General features: G+C 75.1%; 21 protein-coding genes. 8 read left to right on the top strand and 13 right to left on the bottom strand.

The features are described from left to right. The first annotated feature begins 102 nt into the window (after positions 1-102). Complete coding sequence (locus tag ACIQ9G_RS27055) at positions 103-459, top strand: DUF1844 domain-containing protein (RefSeq protein ID WP_403614358.1); 357 nt, start codon at positions 103-105, stop codon at positions 457-459. Positions 460-671: 212 nt separating this feature from the next. Here the strand turns inward: ACIQ9G_RS27055 and ACIQ9G_RS27050 are convergent, their stop codons facing one another. Further along, positions 672-1,403, bottom strand: a complete 732-nt coding sequence (locus tag ACIQ9G_RS27050; protein ID WP_403614355.1) for an SseB family protein — start codon at positions 1,401-1,403, stop codon at positions 672-674. 147 nt (positions 1,404-1,550) lie between these two features. Between ACIQ9G_RS27050 and ACIQ9G_RS27045 the strand changes: the two genes are divergently transcribed. Next, positions 1,551-2,297: a serine hydrolase gene (locus tag ACIQ9G_RS27045; protein WP_403614352.1), complete on the top strand. Its 747-nt coding sequence runs from the start codon at positions 1,551-1,553 to the stop codon at positions 2,295-2,297. Between the two features lie 97 nt (positions 2,298-2,394). Here ACIQ9G_RS27045 and mycP read toward each other — a convergent pair whose 3' ends face one another. Continuing rightward, the gene (gene mycP / locus ACIQ9G_RS27040; protein ID WP_403614844.1) at positions 2,395-3,540 is read right to left on the bottom strand and encodes a type VII secretion-associated serine protease mycosin; all 1,146 of its coding nucleotides are present in this window, start codon (positions 3,538-3,540) and stop codon (positions 2,395-2,397) included. 590 nt (positions 3,541-4,130) lie between these two features. Next, positions 4,131-5,021, bottom strand: coding sequence for a hypothetical protein (locus tag ACIQ9G_RS27035; RefSeq protein ID WP_403614349.1), 891 nt, complete (start codon positions 5,019-5,021; stop codon positions 4,131-4,133). A gap of 1,410 nt (positions 5,022-6,431) precedes the next feature. On the opposite strand from ACIQ9G_RS27035, the gene ACIQ9G_RS27030 reads away from it, so the two are divergent. Next, positions 6,432-7,634 carry an amino acid deaminase/aldolase gene (locus ACIQ9G_RS27030; protein WP_403614348.1) on the top strand — a complete coding sequence of 401 codons (1,203 nt, stop codon included), beginning with the start codon at positions 6,432-6,434 and terminating at the stop codon, positions 7,632-7,634. A gap of 14 nt (positions 7,635-7,648) precedes the next feature. On the opposite strand, the gene ACIQ9G_RS27025 is transcribed toward ACIQ9G_RS27030, so the two are convergent. The 4 genes from ACIQ9G_RS27025 to ACIQ9G_RS27010 all read right to left on the bottom strand — a co-directional run bounded on the left by ACIQ9G_RS27025 (position 7,649) and on the right by ACIQ9G_RS27010 (position 12,253). Further along, the gene (locus ACIQ9G_RS27025) at positions 7,649-8,632 is read right to left on the bottom strand and encodes a DUF2510 domain-containing protein (RefSeq protein WP_403614841.1); all 984 of its coding nucleotides are present in this window, start codon (positions 8,630-8,632) and stop codon (positions 7,649-7,651) included. 71 nt (positions 8,633-8,703) lie between these two features. Further along, positions 8,704-9,495, bottom strand: a complete 792-nt coding sequence (locus ACIQ9G_RS27020) for a 3-oxoacyl-ACP reductase (RefSeq protein ID WP_403614345.1) — start codon at positions 9,493-9,495, stop codon at positions 8,704-8,706. Further along, complete coding sequence (locus tag ACIQ9G_RS27015) at positions 9,492-10,871, bottom strand: aldehyde dehydrogenase family protein (protein ID WP_403614343.1); 1,380 nt, start codon at positions 10,869-10,871, stop codon at positions 9,492-9,494. Before ACIQ9G_RS27015 ends, ACIQ9G_RS27020 begins: the two co-directional genes overlap by 4 nt. An 11-nt stretch (positions 10,872-10,882) precedes the next feature. Beyond that, positions 10,883-12,253 carry a glutamine synthetase family protein gene (locus tag ACIQ9G_RS27010; protein ID WP_403614340.1) on the bottom strand — a complete coding sequence of 457 codons (1,371 nt, stop codon included), beginning with the start codon at positions 12,251-12,253 and terminating at the stop codon, positions 10,883-10,885. Positions 12,254-12,338: 85 nt separating this feature from the next. Between ACIQ9G_RS27010 and ACIQ9G_RS27005 the strand changes: the two genes are divergently transcribed. After that, positions 12,339-13,076 (top strand): FadR/GntR family transcriptional regulator, encoded by a 738-nt coding sequence (locus ACIQ9G_RS27005; protein WP_403614337.1) that lies wholly within the window; start codon positions 12,339-12,341, stop codon positions 13,074-13,076. 78 nt (positions 13,077-13,154) lie between these two features. Then, complete coding sequence (locus ACIQ9G_RS27000) at positions 13,155-13,865, top strand: gamma-glutamyl-gamma-aminobutyrate hydrolase family protein (protein WP_403614335.1); 711 nt, start codon at positions 13,155-13,157, stop codon at positions 13,863-13,865. Between the two features lie 31 nt (positions 13,866-13,896). Here the strand turns inward: ACIQ9G_RS27000 and ACIQ9G_RS26995 are convergent, their stop codons facing one another. Beyond that, a complete protein-coding gene (locus tag ACIQ9G_RS26995) occupies positions 13,897-14,865 on the bottom strand; it encodes an aminoglycoside phosphotransferase family protein (RefSeq protein ID WP_403614333.1) in 969 nt (322 codons plus the stop codon). Positions 14,866-14,931: 66 nt separating this feature from the next. Then, the gene (locus ACIQ9G_RS26990; RefSeq protein WP_403614330.1) at positions 14,932-15,891 is read right to left on the bottom strand and encodes a LysR family transcriptional regulator; all 960 of its coding nucleotides are present in this window, start codon (positions 15,889-15,891) and stop codon (positions 14,932-14,934) included. Positions 15,892-15,961: 70 nt separating this feature from the next. Here ACIQ9G_RS26990 and ACIQ9G_RS26985 point away from each other — a divergent pair, with 70 nt between their 5' ends. Continuing rightward, a complete protein-coding gene (locus ACIQ9G_RS26985; protein WP_403614327.1) occupies positions 15,962-17,134 on the top strand; it encodes a C4-dicarboxylate ABC transporter in 1,173 nt (390 codons plus the stop codon). Here the strand turns inward: ACIQ9G_RS26985 and ACIQ9G_RS26980 are convergent. The 4 genes from ACIQ9G_RS26980 to ACIQ9G_RS26965 all read right to left on the bottom strand — a co-directional run bounded on the left by ACIQ9G_RS26980 (position 17,046) and on the right by ACIQ9G_RS26965 (position 22,523). After that, positions 17,046-17,765, bottom strand: a complete 720-nt coding sequence (locus tag ACIQ9G_RS26980) for a helical backbone metal receptor (RefSeq protein ID WP_403614325.1) — start codon at positions 17,763-17,765, stop codon at positions 17,046-17,048. The genes ACIQ9G_RS26985 and ACIQ9G_RS26980 overlap by 89 nt on opposite strands. Next, entirely contained in the window at positions 17,765-18,331 is a 567-nt protein-coding gene (locus tag ACIQ9G_RS26975) for an XRE family transcriptional regulator (RefSeq protein ID WP_356190016.1), read from the bottom strand. Before ACIQ9G_RS26975 ends, ACIQ9G_RS26980 begins: the two co-directional genes overlap by 1 nt. A 495-nt stretch (positions 18,332-18,826) precedes the next feature. Beyond that, a complete protein-coding gene (locus tag ACIQ9G_RS26970; RefSeq protein WP_403614322.1) occupies positions 18,827-21,442 on the bottom strand; it encodes an ABC transporter permease/substrate binding protein in 2,616 nt (871 codons plus the stop codon). Further along, the gene (locus ACIQ9G_RS26965) at positions 21,435-22,523 is read right to left on the bottom strand and encodes a glycine betaine/L-proline ABC transporter ATP-binding protein (RefSeq protein ID WP_403614319.1); all 1,089 of its coding nucleotides are present in this window, start codon (positions 22,521-22,523) and stop codon (positions 21,435-21,437) included. Before ACIQ9G_RS26965 ends, ACIQ9G_RS26970 begins: the two co-directional genes overlap by 8 nt. A 204-nt stretch (positions 22,524-22,727) precedes the next feature. Between ACIQ9G_RS26965 and ACIQ9G_RS26960 the strand changes: the two genes are divergently transcribed. Then, on the top strand, positions 22,728-23,657 hold the full coding sequence (locus ACIQ9G_RS26960) for a 5'-3' exonuclease H3TH domain-containing protein (RefSeq protein ID WP_403614839.1): 930 nt from the start codon (positions 22,728-22,730) through the stop codon (positions 23,655-23,657). A 103-nt stretch (positions 23,658-23,760) separates the two neighbouring features. Continuing rightward, a complete protein-coding gene (locus ACIQ9G_RS26955; RefSeq protein ID WP_403614317.1) occupies positions 23,761-24,606 on the top strand; it encodes a siderophore-interacting protein in 846 nt (281 codons plus the stop codon). The last annotated feature ends 161 nt before the right edge of the window (positions 24,607-24,767 follow it).

Below are 24,767 nucleotides of genomic sequence, written 5' to 3'. Positions count from 1 at the left end.
CGAGCACACATCGGTGTCCGGCCGGTCATGAACAAGGTTAGCAGTATCGCTTGACAAGGGCTAATTGAGGAGCCGCGCCCGCGACCGCCTATCGTGTGCGCCATGAGTGAGACCCCTCCTGAGAACACCGACTTCGACGCCATGGCCCGCGACATCGCCGAGGTCCCCGCGGTCGAGGTGATCGTGACGGTCGCCGTCAACCTGATGAGCGCCGCCGCCGTGAAGCTCGGTCTGACCGAGGAGGGCGACAAGTACAAGGACCTGGACGAGGCCCGCAAGCTGGTGACCGCCCTCGCGGGTCTGCTGGACGCGAGCGCGACCGAGATCAGCTCCTTCCACGCGGCGCCGCTGCGCGACGGCCTGAAGTCGCTGCAGCTGGCGTTCCGCGAGGCGTCGGTCGTCCCGGACGAGCCGGGCCAGGGCCCGGGCGAGAAGTACACCGGGCCGGTCTACGGCTGAGGCGGGCCTGCCCGGCCGGGACACAGCGGTGGGGCGGAGCGGCGGCATGGACCGCGGGGCGGACCGGCGGGACGGACCGGCGGCATGGACCGCGGGGCGGACCGGCGGGACGGACCGGCGGCATGGACCGCGGGGCGGACCGGCGGCATGGACCGCGGGGCGGACCGGCGGGACGGGCTGAAGCGGGCCGGGGCCGGCTGAGGCCGTCCGTCCTACTCCTTCACGTACAAGGGCTCGCCCGGCGGCGTCGCCCCGGCCGGCAGCAGCGCCAGGTCGAGGCCGCGCACCAGGCGGGCCCGCAGCGTCTCGCTGGCGGCGAGGTTCTCCGCGACGGCCCGGGCGGTCTCGGCGGGGGCCGCGGAGGGGTCGAGGACGAGGGCGAGGGTGCCGTCGGCCTCCCCCGGCCCGAGGTGCGCGCGGAGCACCCCCGGCTCGGCGGCCACGGCGTCCCGCACCGCCGCCACGACGGCCGGGTCGGCGAGCGGATCCGCCGTCGTCCGGCCCTCGGCGAGCGCGAGCAGCGCGGACCCGGTCAGCTCGAAGGGGACCGGTCCGGCCATGTCCAGGACGACCGTGTCCGCCCTTTCGTGCGCGGCGGCCTCCAGCGCCTGGTGCAGAGGTACGGCGACGGGGCGGGCCCCCTGGTCCCAGCGGGCCAGGGATTCGGTGGAGGTGAAGGCGGGCAGCGCCGTGCGGTGACCGGCCTTCATCGTGGGGACGGCCATGTCGCTGGTCTTCTCGCGGCGCAGCCCGTTCTCGTCCTCCTCCACCTCGCCGAGCACGGCCACGACGGGGACGAGCAGCCGGGCGTCCTTGAGCGCCTCCAGAACGGGGCCCACGGCGGTGCGGTCCTCGGCCCAGGCGGCGAGCGCCGCGCTCAGCCGGGGGTCGGCGGAGCCGTCGTCGTCGGAGAAGCCGGGGTCGGGAATGTTCTTGTTCGCCACGGCCCCGACCCTATCCGGGGGGTGCCGCGCGCCTGGTGCGGGCCCTGGGAAGCTGGGGACCGAGGGGTGCGGGCGCCGTGTCGCGGTCGGCGGCGCCGTCGTGCCCGGCGTCGGCGGCGGTGAGCGGGGAGGTGCGCGGTGCGTGCGGTGACGGATCCCGCGGGTTCCCCGGGGGACCCGGAGGCGCGGCTGGCCGCGGCGATGGGGCAGGTGGCCGTGGCGGAGGGCGCGGCCGTGTCCGTGGCGGTCCTGGACGCGGACTCCGGGCAGAGCGCCGGGTACGGCGAGGGGACCTTCGTCACGGCGAGCGTCGTCAAGGTCGGCATCCTGGCGGCCCTGCTGCTCCAGGCGCAGGACGCGGGCCGCGGGCTGACGGCGCGGGAGAGGGCGTACGCCGCCGCGATGATCGGGCACAGCGACAACGACTCCGCGTCGGCGCTGTGGCGGAGCATCGGCGGGGCCGCCGGGCTCGACGCGGCCCACGCGCGCCTCGGGCTCACCGGCACCACGGGGGGTGACGGCGGGCTGTGGGGACTGACCCGGACCACCGCCACCGACCAGCTGACCCTGCTCCGGCACGTGTTCGGGGACGACTCGGAGCTGAGCGCGGCCTCGCGGACGTACCTCCAGGGCCTGATGGGGCGGATCGCCGAGGGCCAGGACTGGGGGGTGTCCGCCGCCGCCGACGGCTCCGCGTGGGCGCTGAAGAACGGCTGGCTGCCGCGGAGCGCGACCGGGCTGTGGGTCGTCCACAGCGTCGGGCGGGTGACGGCCGCCGGGGGCACCCGCCTGGTGGCCGCGCTGTCGCACGGCAACACCACGAAGGAGCAGGGCGTCGTCCTGGTCGAGTCGGCGGCCCGGGCGGCGGTGTCGGTATTCGCCGGGGGCGTGTGAGGCCGGCGCCCCGGCGCTTTGGTGTGCGGGGCGCGGGGTGCGGCACGCGGGGTGTGGGGGCACGCCGGATCCGCGGCCGGGCCGGGCCGTTCGGCTGTCAGAAGCCGTCGTGTTCCTCGCGGCGGCCCCGCCACAGGACGACCGCGGCGACCAGCAGCACTCCGCCGATGCCGCCCGCGAGAGGGCCGGCCCAGTCGGCCGCGTCGCCGGCCGCCGAGGCGGTGTCCGGGCCGGGGCCGAAGTACTTGTCGCCGTAGGCGGCCGCGTGCAGGTCCCCCGGCTGGAGGCGGCCCGCGGCGCGGATGGCGGCGGCGGGGTCGACGAAGCCGAAGCCACGGGAGTCGTCGCGGCCGTCGACCGGGGCGTCCCGTGCCGTGTCCTCCAGGAGCCGCTTGATCTGGGCGGGCGTCAGACCAGGGTGGGCGGCCTTGACCAGGGCGACCGCGCCGGAGACGAAGGCCGAGGCCGCGCTCGTGCCCCAGCCCTCGTAGTACCGGTGGTCCGGATCGGCGATCACGATGTCGACGCCGGGCGCGCTGACAGCGGCGTACCAGCGGCGGGTGGAGAAGGACGCGCGGGTGCCGTAGCGGTCGACGGCGGCCGCGGCGATCACGCCCGGATAGGCGGCCGGGTAGGAGATGTGATCGCCCTTCTCGCCGCCGTTGCCCGCCGAGGCGACGACGACGGCGCCCTTCTTCAGCGCGTACTGGACGGCCTCGTCCTCGCCGGGCTCGGGGTGGGCGGAGGCGGAGTCGTCGCCGAGGGAGAGGTTGATGACGTCGGCGCCGTGGTCGGCGGCCCAGCGGATGCCGTCGGCGAGGGCGCTGCCCCGGCTGGCGCGGGCGCGGGCTCGGGCGGAGTCGCCGTCCTCGAGGATCACCCGGACGGGCAGGATCCGCGCCTGCGGGGCGACGCCCATGACGCCGTCGGCGTGGCCGGGGCCGTGGCCGTGACCGGCGATGATGCCGGCCATGGCGGTGCCGTGGCGGGCCCAGGCCCGGTCGCCGCGTTCGGCGCCGAAGTCGATCAGGTCCTTGGCGGGCAGGACGTTGCCGGCCAGGTCGGGGTGGTCGGCCTCCACGCCGGTGTCCAGGACGGCGACGGTGATGCCCTTGCCCTTGGTGGTGCGCCAGGCCTCCTGGGTGTGCATGGCGTCCAGGGCCCACTGCTGGGCCCGGATCCCGTCGGCGTGGGCGGCGGTGGACGGGACGAGGGCGAGCGCGGTGGCGAGGAGCACGCTCAGGGCACCGGTGCCGCGGACCGCGCCGACCCGCCCGGACCGCCCGGACCGCCCAAACCGGCCGACCTGGCGGGCCCGGCGGACCCGTCGGGGCCCCCGCAGGTCACGGTCACGGGTCACGACGGGGCGCGGGGCGGTCCGCGCGGGGGGTGCCTCGCCGGATGCCGGGGCCGCCTCACTGGGCGCCGGAGCCGCCCCACCGGATGCCGGAGCCTCCCTACCGGATGCCGGAGCCGCCCCACCGGGCGCGGGAGCCGCCCCACCGGACGCAGGAGCCGCCCCACCGGGCACGGGAGCCGCCCCACCGGACGCAGGGGGCGCGTCGGCGGGCGCGGGAGCCGCCTCGCCGGGTGCGGGGGGCGCGTCGGCGGACGTGGGGGCCGCCTCGGTGGGTGTCACGGTGGCTCTCACAGCGGTGGTCACGGCGGCTGTCGCACGGGCGTGCGCGGCGGCTCGCGCTGGGGCGTGCGCGGCGGCCTCGGTGGTGCCGTCCGCGGCGGCAGCGGCTCCCGCGATGCCTTCGGCGGCGGCTTTCGCGGCGGACTTCGCAGTCGCTCGCGCAGCGGGCTTCGCGGCGCCTTGCGCCCTGGCCCTCACGACGGCTGCTCCGTGGCCGAGCCGACGGTCTCGCGGAAGCCGCGCTCGACGCGGTCGGCGAGGCCCTGTGCCTCGTTCCCGAGACCCGCCTGGGCCGCGGCCGTGGTGGCACCGGGCTGCATTGCGTCCGCGGCGGGCTGCGGGGCGTCGACGGTGCGGCCGTCGGCCCAGCCGGAGACGGCGTAGACGACGACCGGGGCGTCGGTGAGCACCGACAGCGTCCACGAGGCCCGCTGCTTGTCGCCGAAGGCCGCGGCGACCGTGCCCTTCGCCGAGTACGGGCGGGGCACGAGGTCGGTGCGCCGGTCGAGTCCCGCCTTCTTGAACCGGGCGTCGAGCGCGGTCATGGTGGCGGCGTCCGCCTTGGTGAAGAGCATGCCGACGGTGGTGACGTAGGTCTGCGTGGCGTCCGTGTAGGTGGCGCGCAGCAGGCGGGCGCAGCCGACCGGGGCGAGTGTCTTGCGCAGCAGCGGGTCGAAGGCGTCGGCGCAGCCGCCGTCCGGGGCCACGGCGACCCGGGTCCAGGTGCGGTCGGCGCCGCCGGGTCCGGCGCCGCGGCCCTCCACGGTGGGCGGGAACAGCTGGTCGACGGGGACGTTGTGCCACATCTCCCCGGCCCCGGCGAAGGTCCCGGCCGCGCCGCCCTCGGCGGAGTCGCCGGTGAGCCAACTCCCGGTCACGGCACCGCCGATGAGTCCGATGCCGAGGACGACGCACGCGGCGGCCAGGGCGGTCCGCGGGCGCACCCGGACGACACCCAGCGCCCGTCCGCGCCCGCGCTCGTCATAGCCCTCGGGCTCCCCGAAGGCCACCACGGGCCTGCTCGCGCCGAGGTACGCCCCGGGCGCCATGCCGGCGCTCCACGACAGCGCCGGGTCGGGGGCCACGGCGGCGTCCGGTGCCGCAGGGGGGCGCGGCGGGGCGGCGGGGGGCGGAGGGACGGCGGCAGCGGCGGGCGGCCGGGGGGCGCCAGGCGGCGCCGCGGTGGCGTGCGGTGCGCCGGCGCCAGGGGGTGCGGTCGCCGCGCGGGGCGGTGCGCCGGGTGTCGTCGGCGGCCGGTGGGCGGGGAGGGGGCGCAGGCGTGCGGTCGTCTCCGGCGCGGCCTCGCCCAAGCCCTGACCTGCGGCGGACCCCCCGCGCCCGGCGGTGGGCGGGGCGTCGGGGAAGCGGGCGGAGGCCGGCGGCGGGGGCGGCACGAAGGCTTCCGCGGGGCGCGCGGGCGCACTGAGCGTGACTGGCGCACTGGGCGTGACGGGCGTACTGGGCGTGACGGGCGTACTGGACGCACCGGTGCGCGGGGCCGGGCGGAGGGCGTCATCGCCGGGCGCGGGAGAACCGGACGAGCCGGCGGCGCGCGAGGGCTGCCGCTCGGCGTCGCCGACTCGCGGGGGCGGGGGCCGGAAGCCCGGGAAGCGGGGGCGGGACTCCGGGGCGGCGGGCGTCCGGTCCGAGCCCGGGGTGACCGAGGGACGGCCGGTGCCGGTGCCGGTCCGGGAGTTGGTGCCAGTGCCGGTGCCACTGCCGGATCCGGATCCCGATCCGGTGTCGCCGGCTTCAGGGAGGTGCCGGGGAACACGGCCCCGGTCCGGGGAGGCCGCGGCGCGACCGGAGTCGGGAACGGCACGTGCCGCCGGGTCGGCGTGCCCGGACGCGCTGCGGACCCGCTCGCGCGAACTCGCGGCGGCGGCCCCCGCGGCGGCGGAACTCACGGCGGCCCCACGCGTCACCTCGCCGGGCTCACCGGCGACCACACCCCACACGGCGCCCCCGGAACCGGCCTCGGCTCCCCGAGCCACCCCACCCCCGGCGCCCCGCGCCACGCCGACGACCCCGGCACCGCCCTCGGCGCCGGAGCGTACGGACGTGCCGGAACCGCCTCCTGTCCCCCGCTCTCCCGGGCCGGACTCCCCGGCCGCGGCGCCACCCGGCGCAGTCGTGGAGTCGTCGGGGCGGGGGTCGGCCGAGGCCGGGCGGGGCGGGGTCGCGGGCCGCGGAGGAATGGGGGCGTGGCGCGCTTCCGTGCTCATGCACCCCCCGTTTCCTCGTGCCCGGGCCGTTCCTCGTACGCGGGCCCTGCCAGTCGCCCCGCCCGGCACGGACGGTCTCGTCCACCAGGCACGCATACCCGTACGAACGAATCGCCATCCCGGCTCAGATCCCGGCCGGAATCGTCGTGCCGTACGTGCGCGTCACTCTACGGGTTGCCCGCACCCGTACGGGAACCAGTCGGCGGCCCCGGGGCATCTGCCCGGAACGTCCCCCTACCCTGCGGTAATCCCGTCTGGCAGGCTTCGCTCATGACTGCGCGCGCCGCCGACCGGGCCCGTTTCGACCGGGCCACCGCCCGTCTCGACGCCCCGGTCGCGATCGTGGATCTGGACGCCTTCGACGCGAACGCGGACGACCTCCTCCGCCGGGCCGGCGGCAAGCCCGTGCGGGTCGCGAGCAAGTCCGTGCGCTGCCGGGCCCTGCTGGAGCGCGTCCTGGACCGGGACGGGTTCGCGGGCCTGATGTCGTTCACCCTCGCCGAGTCCCTGTGGCTGGCCCGCTCCGGGTTCGACGACGTGCTCCTGGCCTATCCGTCGGCCGACCGCGCCGGCTTCGCCGAACTCGCCGGCGACCCGAAACTCGCCGCCGCCGTCACCGTGATGATCGACGACCCGGCGCAGCTCGACCTCATCGACGCCGCGCGCGACGGCGGGCGCGAAGTGGTGCGCGTGTGCCTGGAGTTGGACACCTCGCTGAAACTGTTCGGCGGGCGGGTGCGCGTCGGGGCGCGCCGCTCCCCGCTGCACTCGCCCGCGCAGATGGCCGACATGGCCCGCACGGTGACCCGGCGGCCCGGGTTCCGGCTCGTGGGGATCATGGCGTACGAGGGGCACATCGCGGGCGTGGGCGACGCGCTCGCCGGGCGCCCGCTGCGCTCGCGTGCCGTCCGGCTGATGCAGGCGGCCGCCCGCCGGGAACTGGCCGAGCGGCGGGCCGCGGCGGTGCGGGCGGTACGGGCCCTGGTGCCGGACCTGGAGTTCGTCAACGGCGGCGGCACGGGCAGCGTCCAGCACACCGCCGCCGAGGACGCCGTCACGGAGATCGCGGCCGGCTCCGGGCTGTACGTCCCGCGTCTCTTCGACAACTACACGTCCTTCCGCGGGCGTCCGGCGGCTCTGTTCGCCCTGCCCGTCGTCCGGCGCCCCGGGGTCGGGGTGGTGACGGTCCTCGGCGGCGGCTACCCGGCCTCGGGCGCGCCCGGCGCGGACCGGCTGCCGGTGCCGTACCTCCCGGAGGGGCTGCGCTACGACCCGCAGGAAGGGCCGGGCGAGGTGCAGACGCCGCTGCTCGGCTCGCCCGCCGACGACCTGCTGATCGGCGACAAGGTGTGGTTCCGGCACGCCAAGGCCGGCGAGTTGTGCGAGCGGTTCGCCGAGCTGCACCTCGTCGAGGGCGACCGGGTGACGGCGGCCGTGCCGACGTACCGGGGCGAGGGCCGGACGTTCCTGTAAGGGCCCGGCACCTGTCAGCTCGACGGGCCGATGCTGCTGCCGACGCCGCCGCCCGTGGCCGCGTCGCCGACGGGCCGGATGCCGCGCGTGATCCTGTCCATGTCGGCCGGCGGCGGTCCGTCCGGGCCCGCGTCGAAGACGAAGCGCACGACGACCGGCGCCTCGGTGCCGACACTGGACGGGAAGGCGAGCGACTCGACGTAGCCGCCGGGCCCCTTCGCCGTCCGGACGCGCCAGCGCACGAAGTACCCGGCGCGGCCCGCGACGGCGATCTGCCCGGACCGGACGACCTGGTGCGAGGTGATCCCGCCGAAGGGGCGCTCGCCGATCGCGTCGCGGTCGAAGGCCGCGTCGGCCGCGTCCTCGATGTCGTGCCGGGCCAGCGTCTCGGGTGACGTCCCGTCGGCAGCGGTCGCCGTGCGGGTGAGGACCAGGCCGTGCCGGCACAGGCCGACGCCGGCCGGGCAGTCGTAGGTGCCGTGGGTGGTCATGACGACGTCCTCGTCGGCGACGTCCTGCGGTTTCTCCCAGCCGTCCGGGAGGGGCAGGGTGATGCCGTTGAGCTGGTCGACCACGACGGAGGGGTCGTCGGTGGCGGAAGCGCCGGCGGAGGCCGGCCGGGACGCGGTGTGCGGGGCGCTGGTGGGCACGGCGGACGGGGTGGTGGGGGCGTTCTTCGCCTCGGTGCCGCCCTCGTCGCCGTGCCCGAGCAGCAGCGCTCCCGTGACGATCGCGGCGGCCAGGACGGCCCCGGCGCCGGCCAGGGCGACCGCCTTGGCGCGCGGACGCCGTGCCGGCGGTGCGGGTGGCCCGGCGGCGGGCGGCACCTCCGGCGCCGCCGGCTGCCCGAAGGTCCGCGGTACGGGAGGGGCTTGCGGCGCCCGCGGTCCCTGGCGTTCCTCCGGTGCGCGGCGGTGCTCGGTCCAGGACGTGCCGTCCCACCAGCGCTCCAGATGCGGGGCCGTCGGATCGCCGTACCAGCCGGGCGGGGGCGTCATGCTCATCCCGGCACTGTAGGACGGACCGTCCGGCGCCGTGGGCCGGACGGTTCGTATCGGCGCCGCGACGCCTACAGGGGCGTGACGTACGCCCCGGAGATCCCCCCGTCGACCAGGAAGTCGGTGGCGTTGACGAAGGAGGAGTCGTCGCTGGCGAGGAAGGCCACGGCGGCGGCGATCTCCTCGGCCTCCGCGAAGCGGCCGACCGGGATGTGCACCAGGCGGCGGGCGGCCCGCTCGGGGTCCGTGGCGAACAGCTCCCGCAGGAGCGGGGTGTTGACCGGACCGGGGCACAGGGCGTTGACCCGGATGCCCTCGCGGGCGAACTGCACGCCCAGCTCGCGCGACATGGCCAGCACACCGCCCTTGGACGCGGTGTACGAGATCTGGGAGGTGGCCGCGCCCATGCGGGCCACGAACGAGGCGGTGTTGATGATGGAGCCCCTGCCCTGGCGCCGCATGTAGGGGATGGCGGCCTTGCAGCACAGGTAGACAGAGGTGAGGTTGACCTCCTGGACCCGCTTCCAGGCCTCCAGGCCGGTGTCCAGGATGGAGTCGTCGTCGGGCGGGGAGATACCCGCGTTGTTGAAGGCGACGTCGACGCTGCCGTAGGTGTCGAACGCCGTCCGGAACAGCGCCTCGACCTGGTCGGGGTCGGTGACGTCCACCTTCACGAAGAGTCCGCCGATCTCCTCCGCGACCGCCTTGCCGCGGGGCTCGTCGACGTCGCCGCAGACGACGTGCGCGCCCTCGGCGGCGAGCCGGCGCGCGGTGGCGAGACCGATGCCGCTGCCGGCTCCGGTGACGACGGCGGTACGGCCGACCAGACGGCGGCAGACGGTCTCAGGGGTCTGTGAGCTCACTGTGCGGGGCCCTCCGTGCTGATGAAGACGTTCTTGGTCTCGGTGAAGGCGGTCAGGGCGTCGGGGCCGAGTTCGCGGCCGACGCCGGACTGCTTGAACCCGCCGAACGGGGTCCAGTAGCGGACGCTGGAGTGGGAGTTGACGGACAGGTTGCCGGCCCGGACGGCCCGGGAGACACGCAGCGCGCGGCCGACGTCCCGGGTCCAGATGGAGCCGGACAGCCCGTACGGCGTGTCGTTGGCGAGGCGGATCGCGTCGGCCTCGTCCTCGAAGGGGAGGACGACGGCGACGGGTCCGAAGACCTCCTCGACGGCCACGCGCGCGCGGGGGTCGACGTCGGTGAGGACGGTGGGCGGGAACCAGAATCCGGGCCCCTCGGGGGCCTTGCCCCGGATGCCGGGCGCGTCGGCGTCGACGTAGGCGCGGACGCGTTCCAGGTGCGCTCGGGAGATGAGCGGGCCCATCCGGGTGCTCTCGTCGGCCGGGTCGCCGACGACGACGGACTCGACGGCGGGGGCGAGGAGGCCGAGGAAGCGGTCGTAGGCGCCGCGCTGGACGAGGATGCGGGTGCGGGCGCAGCAGTCCTGGCCGGAGTTGTCGAGGAAGGACATGGGGGCGGCGGCCGCGGCGGCTTCGAGGTCGGCGTCGGCGAAGACGATGTTGGGGCTCTTGCCGCCGAGCTCGAGGGTGACGCGCTTGAGGAGCGCGGACCCCTTCGCCAGCACCTGCCTGCCCACGGTGGTCGATCCGGTGAAGACGATCTTGGCGACGCCCGGGTGCCCGACGAGGGCGTCGCCGGCGACGGGGCCGTGGCCGGGCAGCACCTGGAAGAGGTGCTCGGGCAGGCCCGCCTCCAGGGCGAGTTCGGCCAGGCGCAGGGCGGTGAGCGGGGTGGTCTCGGCGGGCTTGAGGATCACCGCGTTGCCGGCGGCGAGCGCGGGAGCGGTCCCCCAGGCCGCGATCGGCATCGGGAAGTTCCAGGGGGCGATCACCCCGACGACGCCGAGCGGTTCGAGGATCGTGACGTCCAGGCCGCCGGCGACCGGAATCTGACGGCCTGTCAGGCGCTCCACTCCCCCGGCCGCGTAGTCGAGCAGGTCGCGGACGTTGCCCGCCTCCCAGCGGGCGTTGCCGAGGGTGTGGCCGGCCTCGCGCACCTCCAGCCGGGCCAGTTCCTCGACGTGTTCGTCGACGGCCGTGGCGAAGCGGCGCAGCAGCCGGGCGCGGTCGCCGGGCGGGAGGGCGGCCCATCCGGCCTGTGCCGCGGCGGCCCGTGCGACGGCCGCGTCCACGTCGGCCGCGGTCGCGGCCGGGACGGTGGCCACGACCTCCTCGGTGGCCGGGTTCAGGACGCGGAGCTCGTGCTGGTCGGACACGGAGGGACCTCTCACATGCGTTCGAAGGAGCGGCGCAGCTCCCAGTCGGTGACCGCGGCGTCGAAGGCGTCCAGCTCGACGCGCGCCATGTTGTGGTAGTGCGCGACGACCTCGTCGCCGAAGGCGGCTCTGGCGATCTCGCTGCCGGCCCAGAGGTCGGCGGCCTCGCGCAGCGTGGTGGGCACGTGCGCGAACTCCGCGGTGTAGGCGTTGCCGGGGCAGGGCTCGGGCAGCTCCAGCTTCCGCTCGACGCCGTACAGTCCGGCGGCCACCAGACCGGCCACCGCCAGGTGCGGGTTGACGTCGCCGCCGGGCAGCCGGTTCTCGAAGCGCAGGGAGCGGCCGTGGCCGACGACCCGGAGGGCGCAGGTGCGGTTGTCGTGGCCCCAGGCGACGGCGGTCGGGGCGAACGAGCCGTCCTGGAACCGCTTGTAGGAGTTGATGTTGGGCGCGTAGAGGAGCGAGAACTCGCGGAGCGCGGCGAGCTGTCCGGCCAGGAAGTGCCGCATCACCTCCGACATCCCGCCCGCATCGCCCGGCGCGCCCGCCATGGCGTTGGTGCCGTCGGCGTCGGCGAGCGAGAGGTGGATGTGGCAGGAGTTGCCCTCGCGCTCGTTGTACTTGGCCATGAAGGTGAGGGAGACGCCCTCCTGGGCGGCGATCTCCTTGGCTCCGGTCTTGTAGATCGCGTGCTGGTCGCAGGTGGCGAGGGCCTCGTCGTAGCGGAAGGCGATCTCGTGCTGGCCGGGGTTGCACTCGCCCTTGGCCGACTCGACGGTGAGGCCGGCGCCCGCCATCTCGTTGCGGATGCGTCGCAGCAGGGGCTCGACGCGGCCGGTGCCGAGGATCGAGTAGTCGACGTTGTACTGGTTGGCCGGGGTCAGCCCCCGGTAGCCCGCCTCCCAGGCGGCCTCGTAGGTGTCCTTGAAGACGATGAACTCCAGCTCCGTGCCGACCTGCGCGGTGTACCCGAGCTCGGCGAGGCGTTCGAGCTGGCGGCGGAGGATCTGGCGGGGCGCGGCGAGCACCGGGGAGCCGTCGTGCCAGGCGAGGTCGGCGATCACCAGGGCGGTGCCCGGGTTCCAGGGGACGCGGCGGAGCGTGGACATGTCGGGGTGCATGGCGAAGTCGCCGTAGCCGCGGTCCCAGGACGACATGGCGTAGCCGTCGACGGTGTTCATCTCGGTGTCGACGGCGAGCAGGTAGTTGCAGCCCTCGGTGCCGTGGTGGAGCACCTCGTCGAGGAAGAAGCGGGCGGCGAACCGCTTGCCCTGGAGACGCCCTTGCATGTCGGGGAAGGCCAGGACGACAGTGTCGATCTCGCCGCTCGCGACGAGGGCGTGCAGTTCCTCGGCGGCGAGCGGGGGTGTGCGGTCTGCCACGGGTGAGCCTCCTCGGGCTACGTCGGCCGGCCGGGAGCCATAAGGTATTGCGGAGAACCATTGCTTGGGAAGGGGATGCGGCGGGATGTCGCGGGACACGGCTCCGGAAGGGCCGGCCGATCGCCTCGCGCCGGTGCTGCGGCCGGTGCGCGCGGGCAACGGGTTCGAGGAGGCGCTGGAGCAGATCCTGCAGGTCGTCCGGCTCGGCCTGGTGCCGGCCGGGGAGCGGCTGCCCGCCGAACGGGAGCTGGCGGAGCGGCTGGGGATCAGCCGGGTGACGCTGCGCGAGGTGCTGAAGGTCCTCGCCGACCAGGGTCTGGTGGAGTCGCGGCGCGGGCGGTACGGCGGCACGTTCGTCCTGCCCCGCCCGGCGGCGGGCGGCGAGGACGAGCTGCGGCGGCGGATCGCCGAGGCCGACATCGAGGACGTGCTCCGCTTCCGCGAGGTGCTGGAGGTGGGCGCGGCGGGCCTGTGCGCGGCGCACGGGCTCACCGGCGCGCAGGCGGCGCGGCTGCGCGGGGCGCTGGAGAACACGCACGACGCGCCGCCGGCCGAGTACCGACGCCGGGACACGCTGCTGCATCTCACCCTGGCCGAGCTGTGCGGCTCGCCGACGCTGGCCGCGCAGTACGCGGCGGTCCGGGCGACGGTGAACGACCTGCTCGACTGCATCCCGCTGCTCGTGCGCAATCTGGAGCACTCGCAGCGGCAGCACACCGCTCTGGTGGAGGCGGTGCTGGACGGGGACGCGGACGGGGCACGGGAGATGATGCGGGAGCACTGCGCGGGCACGGCGGCACTGCTGCGGGGCTTCCTGGCGTGAGGCGCCGCCGTGGGGGCTTGCCGCGGCGGGCCGGAGCCGTAAAGGTAGCCCAGTACACCTTTGGTCAGGGAGGGCCGCGTGACCGGACGACCGCTGATCGGGATCAGTACGTACCTGGAGACCGGGGCGCGCTGGGGGGTGTGGGAGCTGGAGGCGGCGCTGCTGCCGGCCGGCTATCCGCGGCTGGTGCAGCGGTCGGGCGGGCTCGCCGTGATGCTGCCGCCGGACGCGCCGGAACGGGCGGCGGCCGTCGTGGCCCGGCTCGACGGGCTGGTGATCGCGGGCGGCCCGGACGTCGAGCCGTCCCGCTACGGCGCGCTGCCCGACCCCCGGACGGGTCCGCCGGCCCGGACCCGGGACACCTGGGAACTCGCCCTGATCGGCGCCGCCCTGGCGGCGGGCGTCCCCCTGCTGGGCATCTGCCGCGGCATGCAGCTGCTGAACGTGGCCCTCGGCGGCACCCTGATCCAGCACCTGGACGGGCACGCGGAGGCGGTCGGCGTCTTCGGCGGCCACCCGGTCGAGCCGGTCCCGGGGACGCTGTACGCCGAGGCGGTGCCGGAGGAGACGACCGTCCCGACCTATCACCACCAGGCGGTGGACCGCCTCGGCGCGGGCCTCGTCGCGTCGGCGTACGCGGCGGACGGCACGATCGAGGCCGTCGAACTGCCCACCGCCCACTGGGTCCTGGGCGTGCAGTGGCACCCGGAGATGGACGACGACCCACGGCTGATGCGCAGCCTGGTCCACGCGGCGACCGCACGCTCCCCCCAGCACGCGGAGCCCTGAACCGGGCCGGGCCGGACCGAGCCCCTTAAGCTCACCCCACCCGCGCCCTGAGCCACGCCAGGGCCGCCTCGCCCTGGGCCCGCTGGAAGGCGCGCAGGGCGGGGATGCCCGGCGGGTCGGGGCGCAGGCAGTGGCTGAGGAAGAAGCCGGTGAGGGCGGCGAGCGCGGCCGTGACCGCCTCGGGGTCGGCGGCGCGGCCCAGCGCGTGGGTGGTGAAGACCTCCTCCGGGTCGGGGCCGCCCTGGGCCCGTACGCACGGCAGCATGAGCAGCAGGTCGAACCACGGGGCGGCGCGCACGGCATGCGGCCAGTCGACGAAGACGACCTCGACGTCGTCCTCCCCCGCTCCGGTGAGCAGCATGTTGTCGGCCCGCAGGTCGGCGTGGGCGAGCGTGTCCCCGCACACGGCCTCGGGCCATGGGGCGGCGAGGTCGGTGAGCTCCGCGAGGTGGGCGACGGCCCAGGGGTCGAGGCGTCCGTCGAGGTGCCCCTCCGCGCCGTCCAGCAGCTGCCGCCAGCCGGCGAAGTCCTGGGCGAACGCCTCGGCGGCGGTCGGGGCGGCGACCGGCGACGGGGTGAGGCCGCGGTTCAGCCGCTCGACGGCGTCGAGGACCCGTCGCAGCTCGTCGGGCCGCCACGGCAGGTGCGGCTGGCGTCCGGAGACGTCCTCGAAGACCAGGGCGACCCAGCCGCCGTCGTCGTACGCGCCGAGCAGGCGGGGTGCGGGTACGGCGTCGGGGAGGGCGGCGGCGTTGCGGGCCTCGGCACGGTGCAGGCGGGGGCTGAGCGGGTTGGCGTCCGCGCCGACGGCCTTCACGAAGGCGCGGCGGCCGCAGGCGGTCCGGACCCGCGCGGCCGCGCCGGGCGAGAAGCCGCCGGGCTGGGTGACGGCGTGCACCACGGGCGCGCCGAGGACCCCGGCCACGGCGTCCCGGACGGTCTCCGGCAGCCGTTCCCAGGGGGTACGGACGCCCGCGGCGGGCGGAGCGGTGCTGGTCATGCGCCATGGTGGCGCCCGGGCCGCCCGGCACGCCAGCGCATTTCCGGCGCCCCGGCCCCGCCCCCCTCAGCCGGCCGAATTGCCCGGCCGGGCCCGGGAGCGGGTCAGGGACAGGAGGTCGCGGGCGGGGCCGGAGGGGCGGTGGCCCGTGGGCCAGACGGCTCGCAGGTCACGGGCGAGGGCGATGCCGTCGACCGGGATGCTCACCAGCCGGCGCAGGGCCAGCTCCTCACCGACCGCCAGTTCGCTCAGCACCGCCGGCCCGGCCCCGCTGACCGCGGACGCCTTGACCGCCGTGGTCGAGGACAGTTCGATGAGCGGCCTGGCCAGGCCGCCGAGCGCCGCGTCCAGGACCTGCCGGGTCCCGGAGCCCTCCTCGCGCAGGATCAGCGGGGTCGCCGCCAGTTCCCCGGCCGCCAGCGGCCTTCGGCGGCGCGCCCAGGGGTGGCCGGGGGCCGTCACCACGACCAGGCGGTCCCGGGCGATCACCGCGGAGTCCAGGCCGGACGGCACCGACAGCCCCTCCACGAAGCCGAGGTCGGCCTCGTCGGCGAGCAGCCGCTCCGCGACCGCGGCCGAGTTCCCGGCCAGCAGCGACACGGCGGTGTCCGGCCGCCGCCCGCGCAGCGCGATGAGCCAGCCCGGCAGCAGGTACTCGGCGATCGTCATGCTGGCCGCCACCCGCAGCCGGGAGTCCCGCCGGTCGCGCAGCGCCTGCGCCCCCGCGTCGAAGGCCTCGGCCGCCTCCACGACCCGCCGGGCCCAGTCCGTCACCAGCGCCCCGGCGTCCGTCAGCCGCGACCCGCGCGGCGAACGGTCCACCAGGGCCACCCCCAACTGCCGCTCCATGGAGCGGATCCGGCTGCTGGCGGCCGGCTGGGTGATGCCCAGCTCCCGCGCCGCCCCGCCGAGGCTGCCCAGGCGCGCCACCGCCAGCAGCAGTTCCAGCGCCCCGAGATCCGGCACCCGGTGCGCCAGCGGCACCCCGGGCGGCCGCTGCCGTCCGTTCCCCTCCGCGCCTGTCATAAATCCAGCTTATGCCCTGATAGAACGGGGCCCCCTGGTGACGTGCCCTGCCCCGGGACAGCCTGGCTCCATGGTCACCGCCGCCCAGCCCCTGCCCGTCCGTGCCGCACCCCGGCCCCGCTTCCCCGCCGTCCGCCACCTCGGACCCCACTGGTACGCCGCCGTCATGGGCACCGCCGCCGTCGCCACCGCGGGCGCCACGCTCCCGGTGCGCGTGCCGGGGCTGCGCACCGCCTGTGCCACCGTCTGGGCGCTGTCGCTGGTCCTGCTCGCGGTCCTGCTGACCGCCCGGGCCCTGCACTGGAGGCACCATCGCGACCAGGCGCGCGCCCAGCTGCGCGACCCGGCCGCGGCCCCGTTCTACGGCTGCCTCGCCATGGCCCTGCTGGCCGTGGGCGGGGGCGCCCCCGCCGCCGGAGGGGGCTGGCTCGGCGCCCGGACGGCCCTCGCGCTGGACGCCGGGCTGTTCGCCGCGGGTACGGCCGTCGGGGTCGCGGCCGCCGTCGCGGTGCCGTACCTCATGGCCGTACACCACCGGGCCGGCCCGCCGGAGGCCTCTCCCGTCTGGCTGCTGCCGGTCGTCGCGCCCATGGTGTCCGCCGCGCTCGGCCCCCGCCTGGTGCCGCTGCTGCCGGCCGGGCAGGCGCGGGAGACGCTGCTCCTCGGCTGTGTGGCGCTGTTCGGGCTCAGCCTGCTCGCGACCCTGGCCCTGCTGCCGCTGGTGCTCGCGCGGCTGCTCACCGCCGGTCCGCTGCCCCTCGCGCTCACCCCGGCGCTGTTCCTGGTCCTCGGCCCGCTCGGGCAGTCCACCACCGCCGCGGGCGCCTTCGCGGACGCGGCACCCGGCGTCGTGCCGGCCCCGTACGCCCAGGGCTTCGGCGTCCTGGCCGTCCTGTACGGGGTTCCGGTGATGGGCTTCGCCCTGCTGTGGCTGGCCCTGGCCGCCGCTCATGTGCTGCGCGCCCGGCGCCGGGGCATGGGCTTCGCGATGACGTGGTGGGCGTTCACCTTCCCGGTGGGCACCTGCGTCACCGGCGCCGCGGCCCTCGCCCGGCACACGCATCTCGCCGTCTACGGCGGGCTCGCGGTCGGCCTGTACGTCCTCCTGGTGGCCGCCTGGACCACCGCGGCCGTGCACACCGCGCGCGGACTGCTCAGCGGCGCGCTGCTCGCAGCGCCTCCCCCAGCACCCGCGGCGCCTCGGCCAGTGACGGCCCGTACCAGGTCAGGTGCCGTCCACTGACCAGCGCGCAGGGCAGGCCCGGGAAGGCCTCCGGCCCGTCGCCGGCGGTGAAGCGGTACGGCTCGTCCGGCAGCACGACGACGTCCGGGGCCGCCGCCCGCAACTCCTCCAGGCCGATCCGCGGGTAGCGCTCGGCATGGCCCGCGTACCGGTGGTCGACGCCGAGGCGGGCCAGCACGTCACCCGCGAAGGTGTTCCGGCCGAGCACCATCCAGGGCCGCCGCCAGATCGGCACGACGGCGGTGGTACGGCGGGCCGGCGGGGGCAGCGCCGACCAGGCCGCCTCCGCCCGCGTGAGCCACGGCGGCCGCTCGTGCGCACCGCACGCCCGGAGCACCCGGGCCAGTTCCCCGAAGGCCTGGGCGACGGTGCGTACCTCGGTCACCAGGACCCGCACCCCGGCCGCGCGCAGCGCGTCGAGGTCGGGCGCCCGGTTCTCCTCCTCGTTGGCGATCACCAGGTCGGGGGCGAGGGCGGCGATCCGGTCGACGTCGGGGTTCTTGGTGCCGCCGATCCGTACGACGTCGAGGTCCGCAGGACGGGTGCACCAGTCGGTGGCGCCGGCCAGGACGCCGGGCGCGGACACCGCGACCGCCTCGGTGAGCGAGGGCACCAGGGAGACGACCCGCATCAGCGCGACCGGTCCTGCACCGCCTCGATGTGCTCGGCCACCGCCACCACGATCACCCGGGTGTCCGGCACGGTCGCCCGCCAGCGGTGGCGCACGCCGCCGGTCAGGTACATCGTGTCGCCGCGCACCAGCCGGTAGGCGCGGCCCTCCGCCTCGATCTCGACCGCGCCGTCGGCGACGTACATCAGCTCGTCGTTGCGGTGCTGGAACTCGCGGCCGGCGTCGTGGTCGCCGGTGTACTCCGAGGCGTGGAGCTGGTGGTGGCCGCGCACCAGCGAGCGCACCCGGGGCTCCGGCCCCAGCTCCGCCTCCTCGGCCCGCACCACGTCGACGCTGCACGCCGGGTCGGCCGCCGCGAGCAGCTCCACGGCGGTGGTGCGCAGGGCGTCGGCGACCTTTTCCAGGGAGCTCCGGCTGGGCCGGGCCCGGTCGTTCTCCACCTGGCTCAGGAAGGGCACCGACAGGCCGCTGCGCTGGGCCACGACGGCGAGGGTGAGGTCCAGCGCGCGGCGCCGCCGCCGGACGGCCGCGCCCACTCGAAGGGGCTGTTCTTTGTGGTCGCCCATCGCTCCGGCTCCCTCCTTCGCTCGTCGGTCCGCTGCCTGGGTGCCCGGGTCCGGGCACACTCCCCCTGATGACTTCTCTGCACCCTACGCATGTTCGGCAAACCGTTTCATGCGGCCGTCACATCCCCGTCATATCGTGTGGGGCCCGACCCCCCGGTTCGCGCCAGTGGATCCGGGTGCGCGCCCTCCCGCGCGCCATGTGCGCCGCGGCCTCCTGGTGCCGGGCCGGGGGGGCGGGAGCGACGGACCGACGGTGGCGCCACGACGGGCCGCGCTCCCCACCGGGTGCACGGGCCAGGCTCTGGCGGGGACGTCGCTGTGAGTGGTTGGCCGAATCCTTCCCGTGGGCACCGAACGGTTCCGGGCACCCCCTGGGCACGCCGGGCACCGCGCGGACGGCGGCCCGGAGACGGCCCGAGGGGCGGGCCCCGGGCCCACGCGGTCAGGGTGCGTGGAAGGGGCCCGCCCCTCGGGCGGCGCGCGGCGCGGCGGCTCCTACTGCCGAGTCATCCGGTCGGCGACGTCCGGGTGCTGCTTCAGCCAGGAGGCGACCGCCTCCTCCTCGTGGCCCTGGCCGCGCTGGTTGATCTCGCTCTCCAGGCTGCCGAGCTCGGACTCGCTCATCCGGAAGTTCTTGACCCACTTGGTGAGCTGCGGGTACTGCTCCGGGAACTTCTCGTTGGAGATGGTGCGGATCGTGTTGCCCTCGCCGAAGAGCTTCTTGTCGTCCTTCAGCTTGGTCAGGTCGTAGCGGGTGTAGGCCCAGTGCGGCGACCACAGGACGACCGCGACGGGCTTCTTCTGCGCGTAGTCCCGCTTGAGCTCGGCCAGCATCGCCGGCGTGGAGCCGTCGACGACCTTGTACTCCTTGTCCAGGCCGTAGCCGGGCAGGACCTTGTTCTTGAGCAGGTTCATCTCGCCGGTGCCCGGCTCGATGCCGATGATCTTCCCGTCGAACGTGCCTGCCTTGCCCTTGAGGTCCTCGAGGGTCTTCACGCCCTTGACGTAGGACGGCACGGCGACCTCCAGCGAGGTGGGCCGGTACCAGGTGCCGAGGTCCTTGAGTCTGTCCTTGCTCTTGTCCCAGTAGTTCTTCTGGGCGTAGGGCAGCCAGGCGTCGAAGTTGAGGTCGATGTCGCCGGAGGCCAGGCCGGTGTAGACCGGGCCCACGTCCATCTGCTTCAGGTTCAGCTGGTAGCCGCGCCGCTGGAGGACGTTCTTCCACAGGTAGGTGACGGCGACGTCCTCGTCCCAGGGGAACCAGGCGACGTTCAGGGGGCGCTTGGCCTCGGCCGGCTTCGCGCCGGCACCGCCCGGGAGCGGGGCCAGCTTGTCGACGACGCCCGGGTTCTCCTTCAGCCAGGCACGCACGGCGTCCTGCTGCTTGCCCTTGCCGGCCTTGTTGATCCGGGCCTCGAGGCCGGTGAGCTGCTTCTCGTCGAGCTTGAAGTTCTTCAGCCACTTGCCGACGACCGGGTTGTCGGCGGCGAAGCCCTTGCGGGCCAGCGTGTGCACGCCGTCGCCCTTGCCCCAGGCGCCCTTGGGGTCCTTCAGCTTCTTCAGCTTGTAGTCGTTGTACGCCCAGTGCGGCGACCAGAGCGTGACGACGATCGGTTGCTTCTTGCTGTAGGCGCGCTTGAGCTCGGCCAGCATCGCGGGCGTGGAGCTGTCGACGACCTTGTACTCCTTGTCCAGGCCGTACTGCTTGAGGACCTTGCTCTTCAGCAGGGCCATCTCGCCGGCGCTGGACTCGATGCCGGTGATCTTGCCGCCGAAGGTGCCGGCCTTGCCCTTGAGGTCGTCGAGCGAGTCGACGCCCTTCATGTACGAGGGCACGGACAGCTCCAGGGACGTCTGCCCGTACCAGGAGCCGAGGTCGTCGAGCTGCTTGCCGTACTTCTTCCAGTACTGCGCGTGGGTCGTGGGCAGCCAGGAGTCGGTCTCGAAGTCGACGTTGCCCTGCGCGAGGGACGTGTAGAGCGGTCCGGCGTCGAACTGCTTGGCGTCGACCTGGTAGCCGCGCTGCTCGAGGATCTCCTTCCACAGGAAGGTGGAGGCGACGCCCTCGTCCCACGGGATGTAGCCGATGCTGATCTTCTTGCCCTGGCCGACGTCCTTGCCGTCGGCCACGGAGGCCGAGCCGCCGCCGTGGGCGAAGACGCCCATGCCGCCCGCCACGAGGGCGAGGATCACGACGCCGACCACGGCGACCGTCGGACGCGGCCGGTAGGACCAGATCTTCAGGCCCTGCGCGGCGCGTGCCTTGGCGGCGGCGCGCCGGCCGAGCGGGGAGACCTGGATGCCCAGGGCGCTGGTCATGCGGTCCAGGTAGATCGCGAGGATCACGATGGCCACACCGGCCTCGGAGCCGAGGCCGACGTTGAGCTGGCCGATGGCCTCGTTGACGTCGCCGCCGAGGCCGCCGGTGCCGACCATGCCGGCGATGGCCGCCATGGACAGGCCGAGCATGATCACCTGGTTGACGCCCGCCATCACCGTGGGCAGGGCCAGCGGAAGCTGGACCCGCAGCAGGGTGTTGCGGGGCGTGGTTCCGAAGGCGTCGGCGGCCTCGACCAGTTCCTTGTCGACCTGGCGGATGCCCAGCTCGGTCATGCGCACGCCCGGGGCGAGCGCGAAGATCAGCGTGGCGACGATGCCCGCGGAGGCGCCCGTCCCGAAGAACAGGATGGCCGGGATGAGGTAGATCATCGCGGGCAGCGTCTGCATGAAGTCCAGCACCGGCCGGACCAGGGCGCTGACCCGGTCGGATCGGGCCGCCCAGATGCCGACCGGCACCGAGATCACCAGCGCGATGATCGTGGCGACGAGGACGAGCGACAGGGTCACCATCGCGTCGTCCCACAGTTCGAGGGAGTCGATGAAGGCGAAGCCCACGAAGGTGAGGACACCGGCGAGCGTGCCGCGCAGCCAGAAGGCGAGCACGGCGAAGACGCCGGCGAGCAGCAGCGGCTCGGGCGCCTGGAGGACGGCCGCGATGCCGTCGTAGGCGCCGGTGAAGACGGCCTTGAGGAAGTCGAAGAGCCAGGCCATGTGGCCGAGCAGCCAGTCGACGGCGCTGTTGACCCAGTCGCCGAGAGGGATCCTAGGCACGGGCCACCACCTTCTCGCCGCCCTTGCCCCGGGCGCTGTCGCAGCTGCCCGGCGCGGCCTGCTCGTCACCGAGGAAGCCGACGAGGCGCTGACGCTGGACGACGCCGACCGGCTCGCCGTCCTCGTCCACGACGGCGACGGGGTGCGGCACCCGGGCGCTGATCGCGCACAGGTGGGTGAACGGCGTGTCCGGCGCGGCGGTCTCGCAGTCGCAGTCCGCCTCGTCGCCGCGCACGGCGCGGTCCATGACCGCCTCGGCCGTCAGGACCCGGGAGCGGTCGACGTCCTGGATGAAGGAGGCCACGTAGTCGTTGGCCGGGCGCAGCAGGATGTCCTCGGCGCTGCCGGTCTGCACGATGCGGCCGTCGCGCATGACGGCGATGCGGTCGCCCAGGCGCATGGCCTCGTTGAGGTCGTGGGTGATGAAGACGATCGTCTTCTTCAGGGTCTGCTGGAGCTGGAGGAGCTGGTCCTGCATGTCGCGGCGGATCAGCGGGTCCAGGGCGCTGAAGGACTCGTCCATCAGCAGCAGGTCGGCGTCGGTGGCGAGCGCGCGGGCGAGGCCGACGCGCTGCTGCATACCGCCGGACAGCTCGTCGGGCCAGGACTTCTCCCAGCCGGCCAGGCCGCACAGGGCGAGCGCCTCGTCGGCGCGGCGTTCGCGCTCGGCGCGGGGCACGCCCTGCACTTCAAGGCCGTACGCGGCGTTCTCGCGGACGCTGCGGTGCGGGAAGAGCGCGAAGTGCTGGAAGACCATGCTGATCTTCCGGGAGCGGACCTCGCGCAGCTCCTTGCCGCCGAGGCCGGTCAGGTCCTGGCCGTCGAAGCGGACCTGGCCCGAGGTGGGCTCCAGCAGGCCGTTCAACATGCGCAGCAGGGTGGACTTGCCCGATCCGGACAGGCCCATCACGACGAAGATCTGGCCGGGCTCCACGGTGAAGGAGGCGTCGATCACGGCGGCGGTGGCGCCGTCGGCGCGCAGCTCCTCGCGGTCGGCTCCTCGGCGGAGTCGGTCCACTGCTTCGTCCGGTCGTCTGCCGAACACCTTGAACAGGTGCTCGGCCTCTAGCGATGCTGACACGCGCACCTCTCGTCTCGGGGCCAGGGGCGGGACACGACCGGCCGCGGAAAGTTGAATCACGCAACGACCGTCGCTCCGAAGCCGCGCCTGCCCAGACCCGCCCGCCCCAAACTCGACAGTGGCCCGCCTCACACTCCGCTGACCTCGCGCTTCCGGGGGGCTCTGTCCCGCGCGGGACGGTGACTGTCGGTGCCTTGCGGCATGATGCGGGGCGTGACCGGACGACTGATGCTCCTCGACACCGCCTCCCTGTACTTCCGTGCCTACTTCGGCGTGCCGGAGTCGATCAAGGCCCCGGACGGCACGCCGGTGAACGCCGTGCGCGGGCTGCTCGACTTCGTCGACCGCCTGGTCAAGGACCACCGGCCCGACCGTCTGGTCGCGTGCATGGACGCGGACTGGCGTCCGCACTGGCGGGTCGAGCTGATCCCCTCCTACAAGGCGCACCGCGTCGCCGAGGAGCACCCGGGCGGCCCGGACACCGAGGAGGTGCCCGACACGCTCACCCCGCAGGTCCCGGTGATCGAGGCCGTCCTCGACGCCGTCGGCATCGCGCGCGTGGGCGTCGAGGGGTACGAGGCGGACGACGTCATCGGCACCTTCACCGCGCGGGCCGAGGGCCCGGTCGACATCGTCACCGGCGACCGCGACCTCTACCAGCTGGTGGACGACGCGCGCGGGGTGCGCGTGCTGTACCCGGTCAAGGGCGTCGGCACCCTCCAGAACACCGACGAGGCGCTGCTGCGCGAGAAGTACGGCGTCGACGGCCGGGGGTACGCGGACCTGGCGCTGCTGCGCGGCGACCCGAGCGACGGCCTGCCGGGCGTGCCCGGGATCGGGGAGAAGACGGCGGCCGTCCTGCTCGAGCGGTTCGGCGACCTGGCGGGAATCCTGGCGGCCGTGGACGACCCGAAGGCCAGGCTGACGCCCTCGCAGCGCAAGCGGCTCGACGAGGCACGGCCGTACCTCGCGGTGGCGCCGAAGGTGGTGCGCGTCGCGGACGACGTGCCGCTGCCGGACGTGGAGACGGCGCTGCCGCGCACCCCGCGCGACGCTGCGGCGCTCCAGGAGCTGGCGGCCCGCTGGGGACTGGGCGGCTCGCTGCAGCGCCTGCTCACCACGCTCGGGTCGTGAGGAGGTCGCCCAAGCCCGCCCATGAGGCGTTCGCGGACGAGGTGTTCACCCGGGGAAGGTGCTAACTTAGGTAACCCTAAGCACGGGGAACTGGGAGGCCGTCATGGCAGATCGTCCGGCGCGCAAGCCGCGGAAGACGCATTCCGCGCAGGTGATCCGCACCGAACGGCTGACCCCGCACATGCAGCGCGTGGTGCTCGGCGGCGCGGGCCTGACCGGCTTCTCGGCCGATACGTACACCGACCACTACGTGAAGCTGCTGTTCCCGCCCGCGGGTGTCACCTACCCCGAGCCCTTCGACCTGGAGCGGATCCGCGCGGAGCTCCCGCGGGAGCGGTGGCCGGTGACCCGGACGTACACCGTGCGGGCCTGGGACGCCGAACACCGGGAGCTGACCCTGGACTTCGTCGTCCACGGCGACGAGGGCCTCGCCGGTCCCTGGTCGCTGGCCGTCGAGCCGGGCGCGACCGTGCGGTTCACGGGACCCGGCGGCGCCTACGCCCCGGACGCGAGCGCCGACTGGCATCTGCTGGCGGGCGACGAGAGCGCCCTGCCCGCGATCGCCCGCTCCCTGGAGGCCCTGCCCGAGGGCGCCGTGGCGCACGCCTTCGTCGAGGTGGCCGGTCCGCGGGAGGAGCAGAAGATCGACTCCGACGTGGCGGTCGTCTGGCTGCACCGAGGGGACCGGCCGGTCGGCGAGGCCCTGGTGGAGGCCGTACGGGCGCTGGACTTCCCCGAGGGCCGGGTGCACGCGTTCGTGCACGGCGAGGCCGGCTTCGTGAAGGAGCTGCGCCGCCTGCTGCGGGTCGAGCACGGCATCCCGCGCGAGGACCTGTCCATCTCCGGCTACTGGCGGCTCGGTCACAACGAGGACGGCTGGCAGGCCTCCAAACGGGAGTGGAACGCCCGTATCGAGACGGAGCAGGAGGGCGCGCCCCCGGCCGCCTGAGCCCCGCGCGCCGCCGCTCCGGCCTCCGGCCGCGGGCGGCCCGCAGCCTCGGACGCCGGGACCGGGACCTCGCACGCCCGGACCCGCACCTCGTACGCCCGGACCTCTGCCTCGTGCACCGGGTCCCGTACCGCTCATGCCGGGACCGCACCTCGTACGCT

Source organism: Streptomyces sp. NPDC096152, assembly GCF_044763235.1.
In the GTDB taxonomy this organism is placed as follows: Bacteria; Actinomycetota; Actinomycetes; order Streptomycetales; family Streptomycetaceae; genus Streptomyces.
The sequence above is the reverse complement of the archived record's forward strand: the minus strand, read 5'-3'. Positions and strand labels throughout refer to the sequence as shown.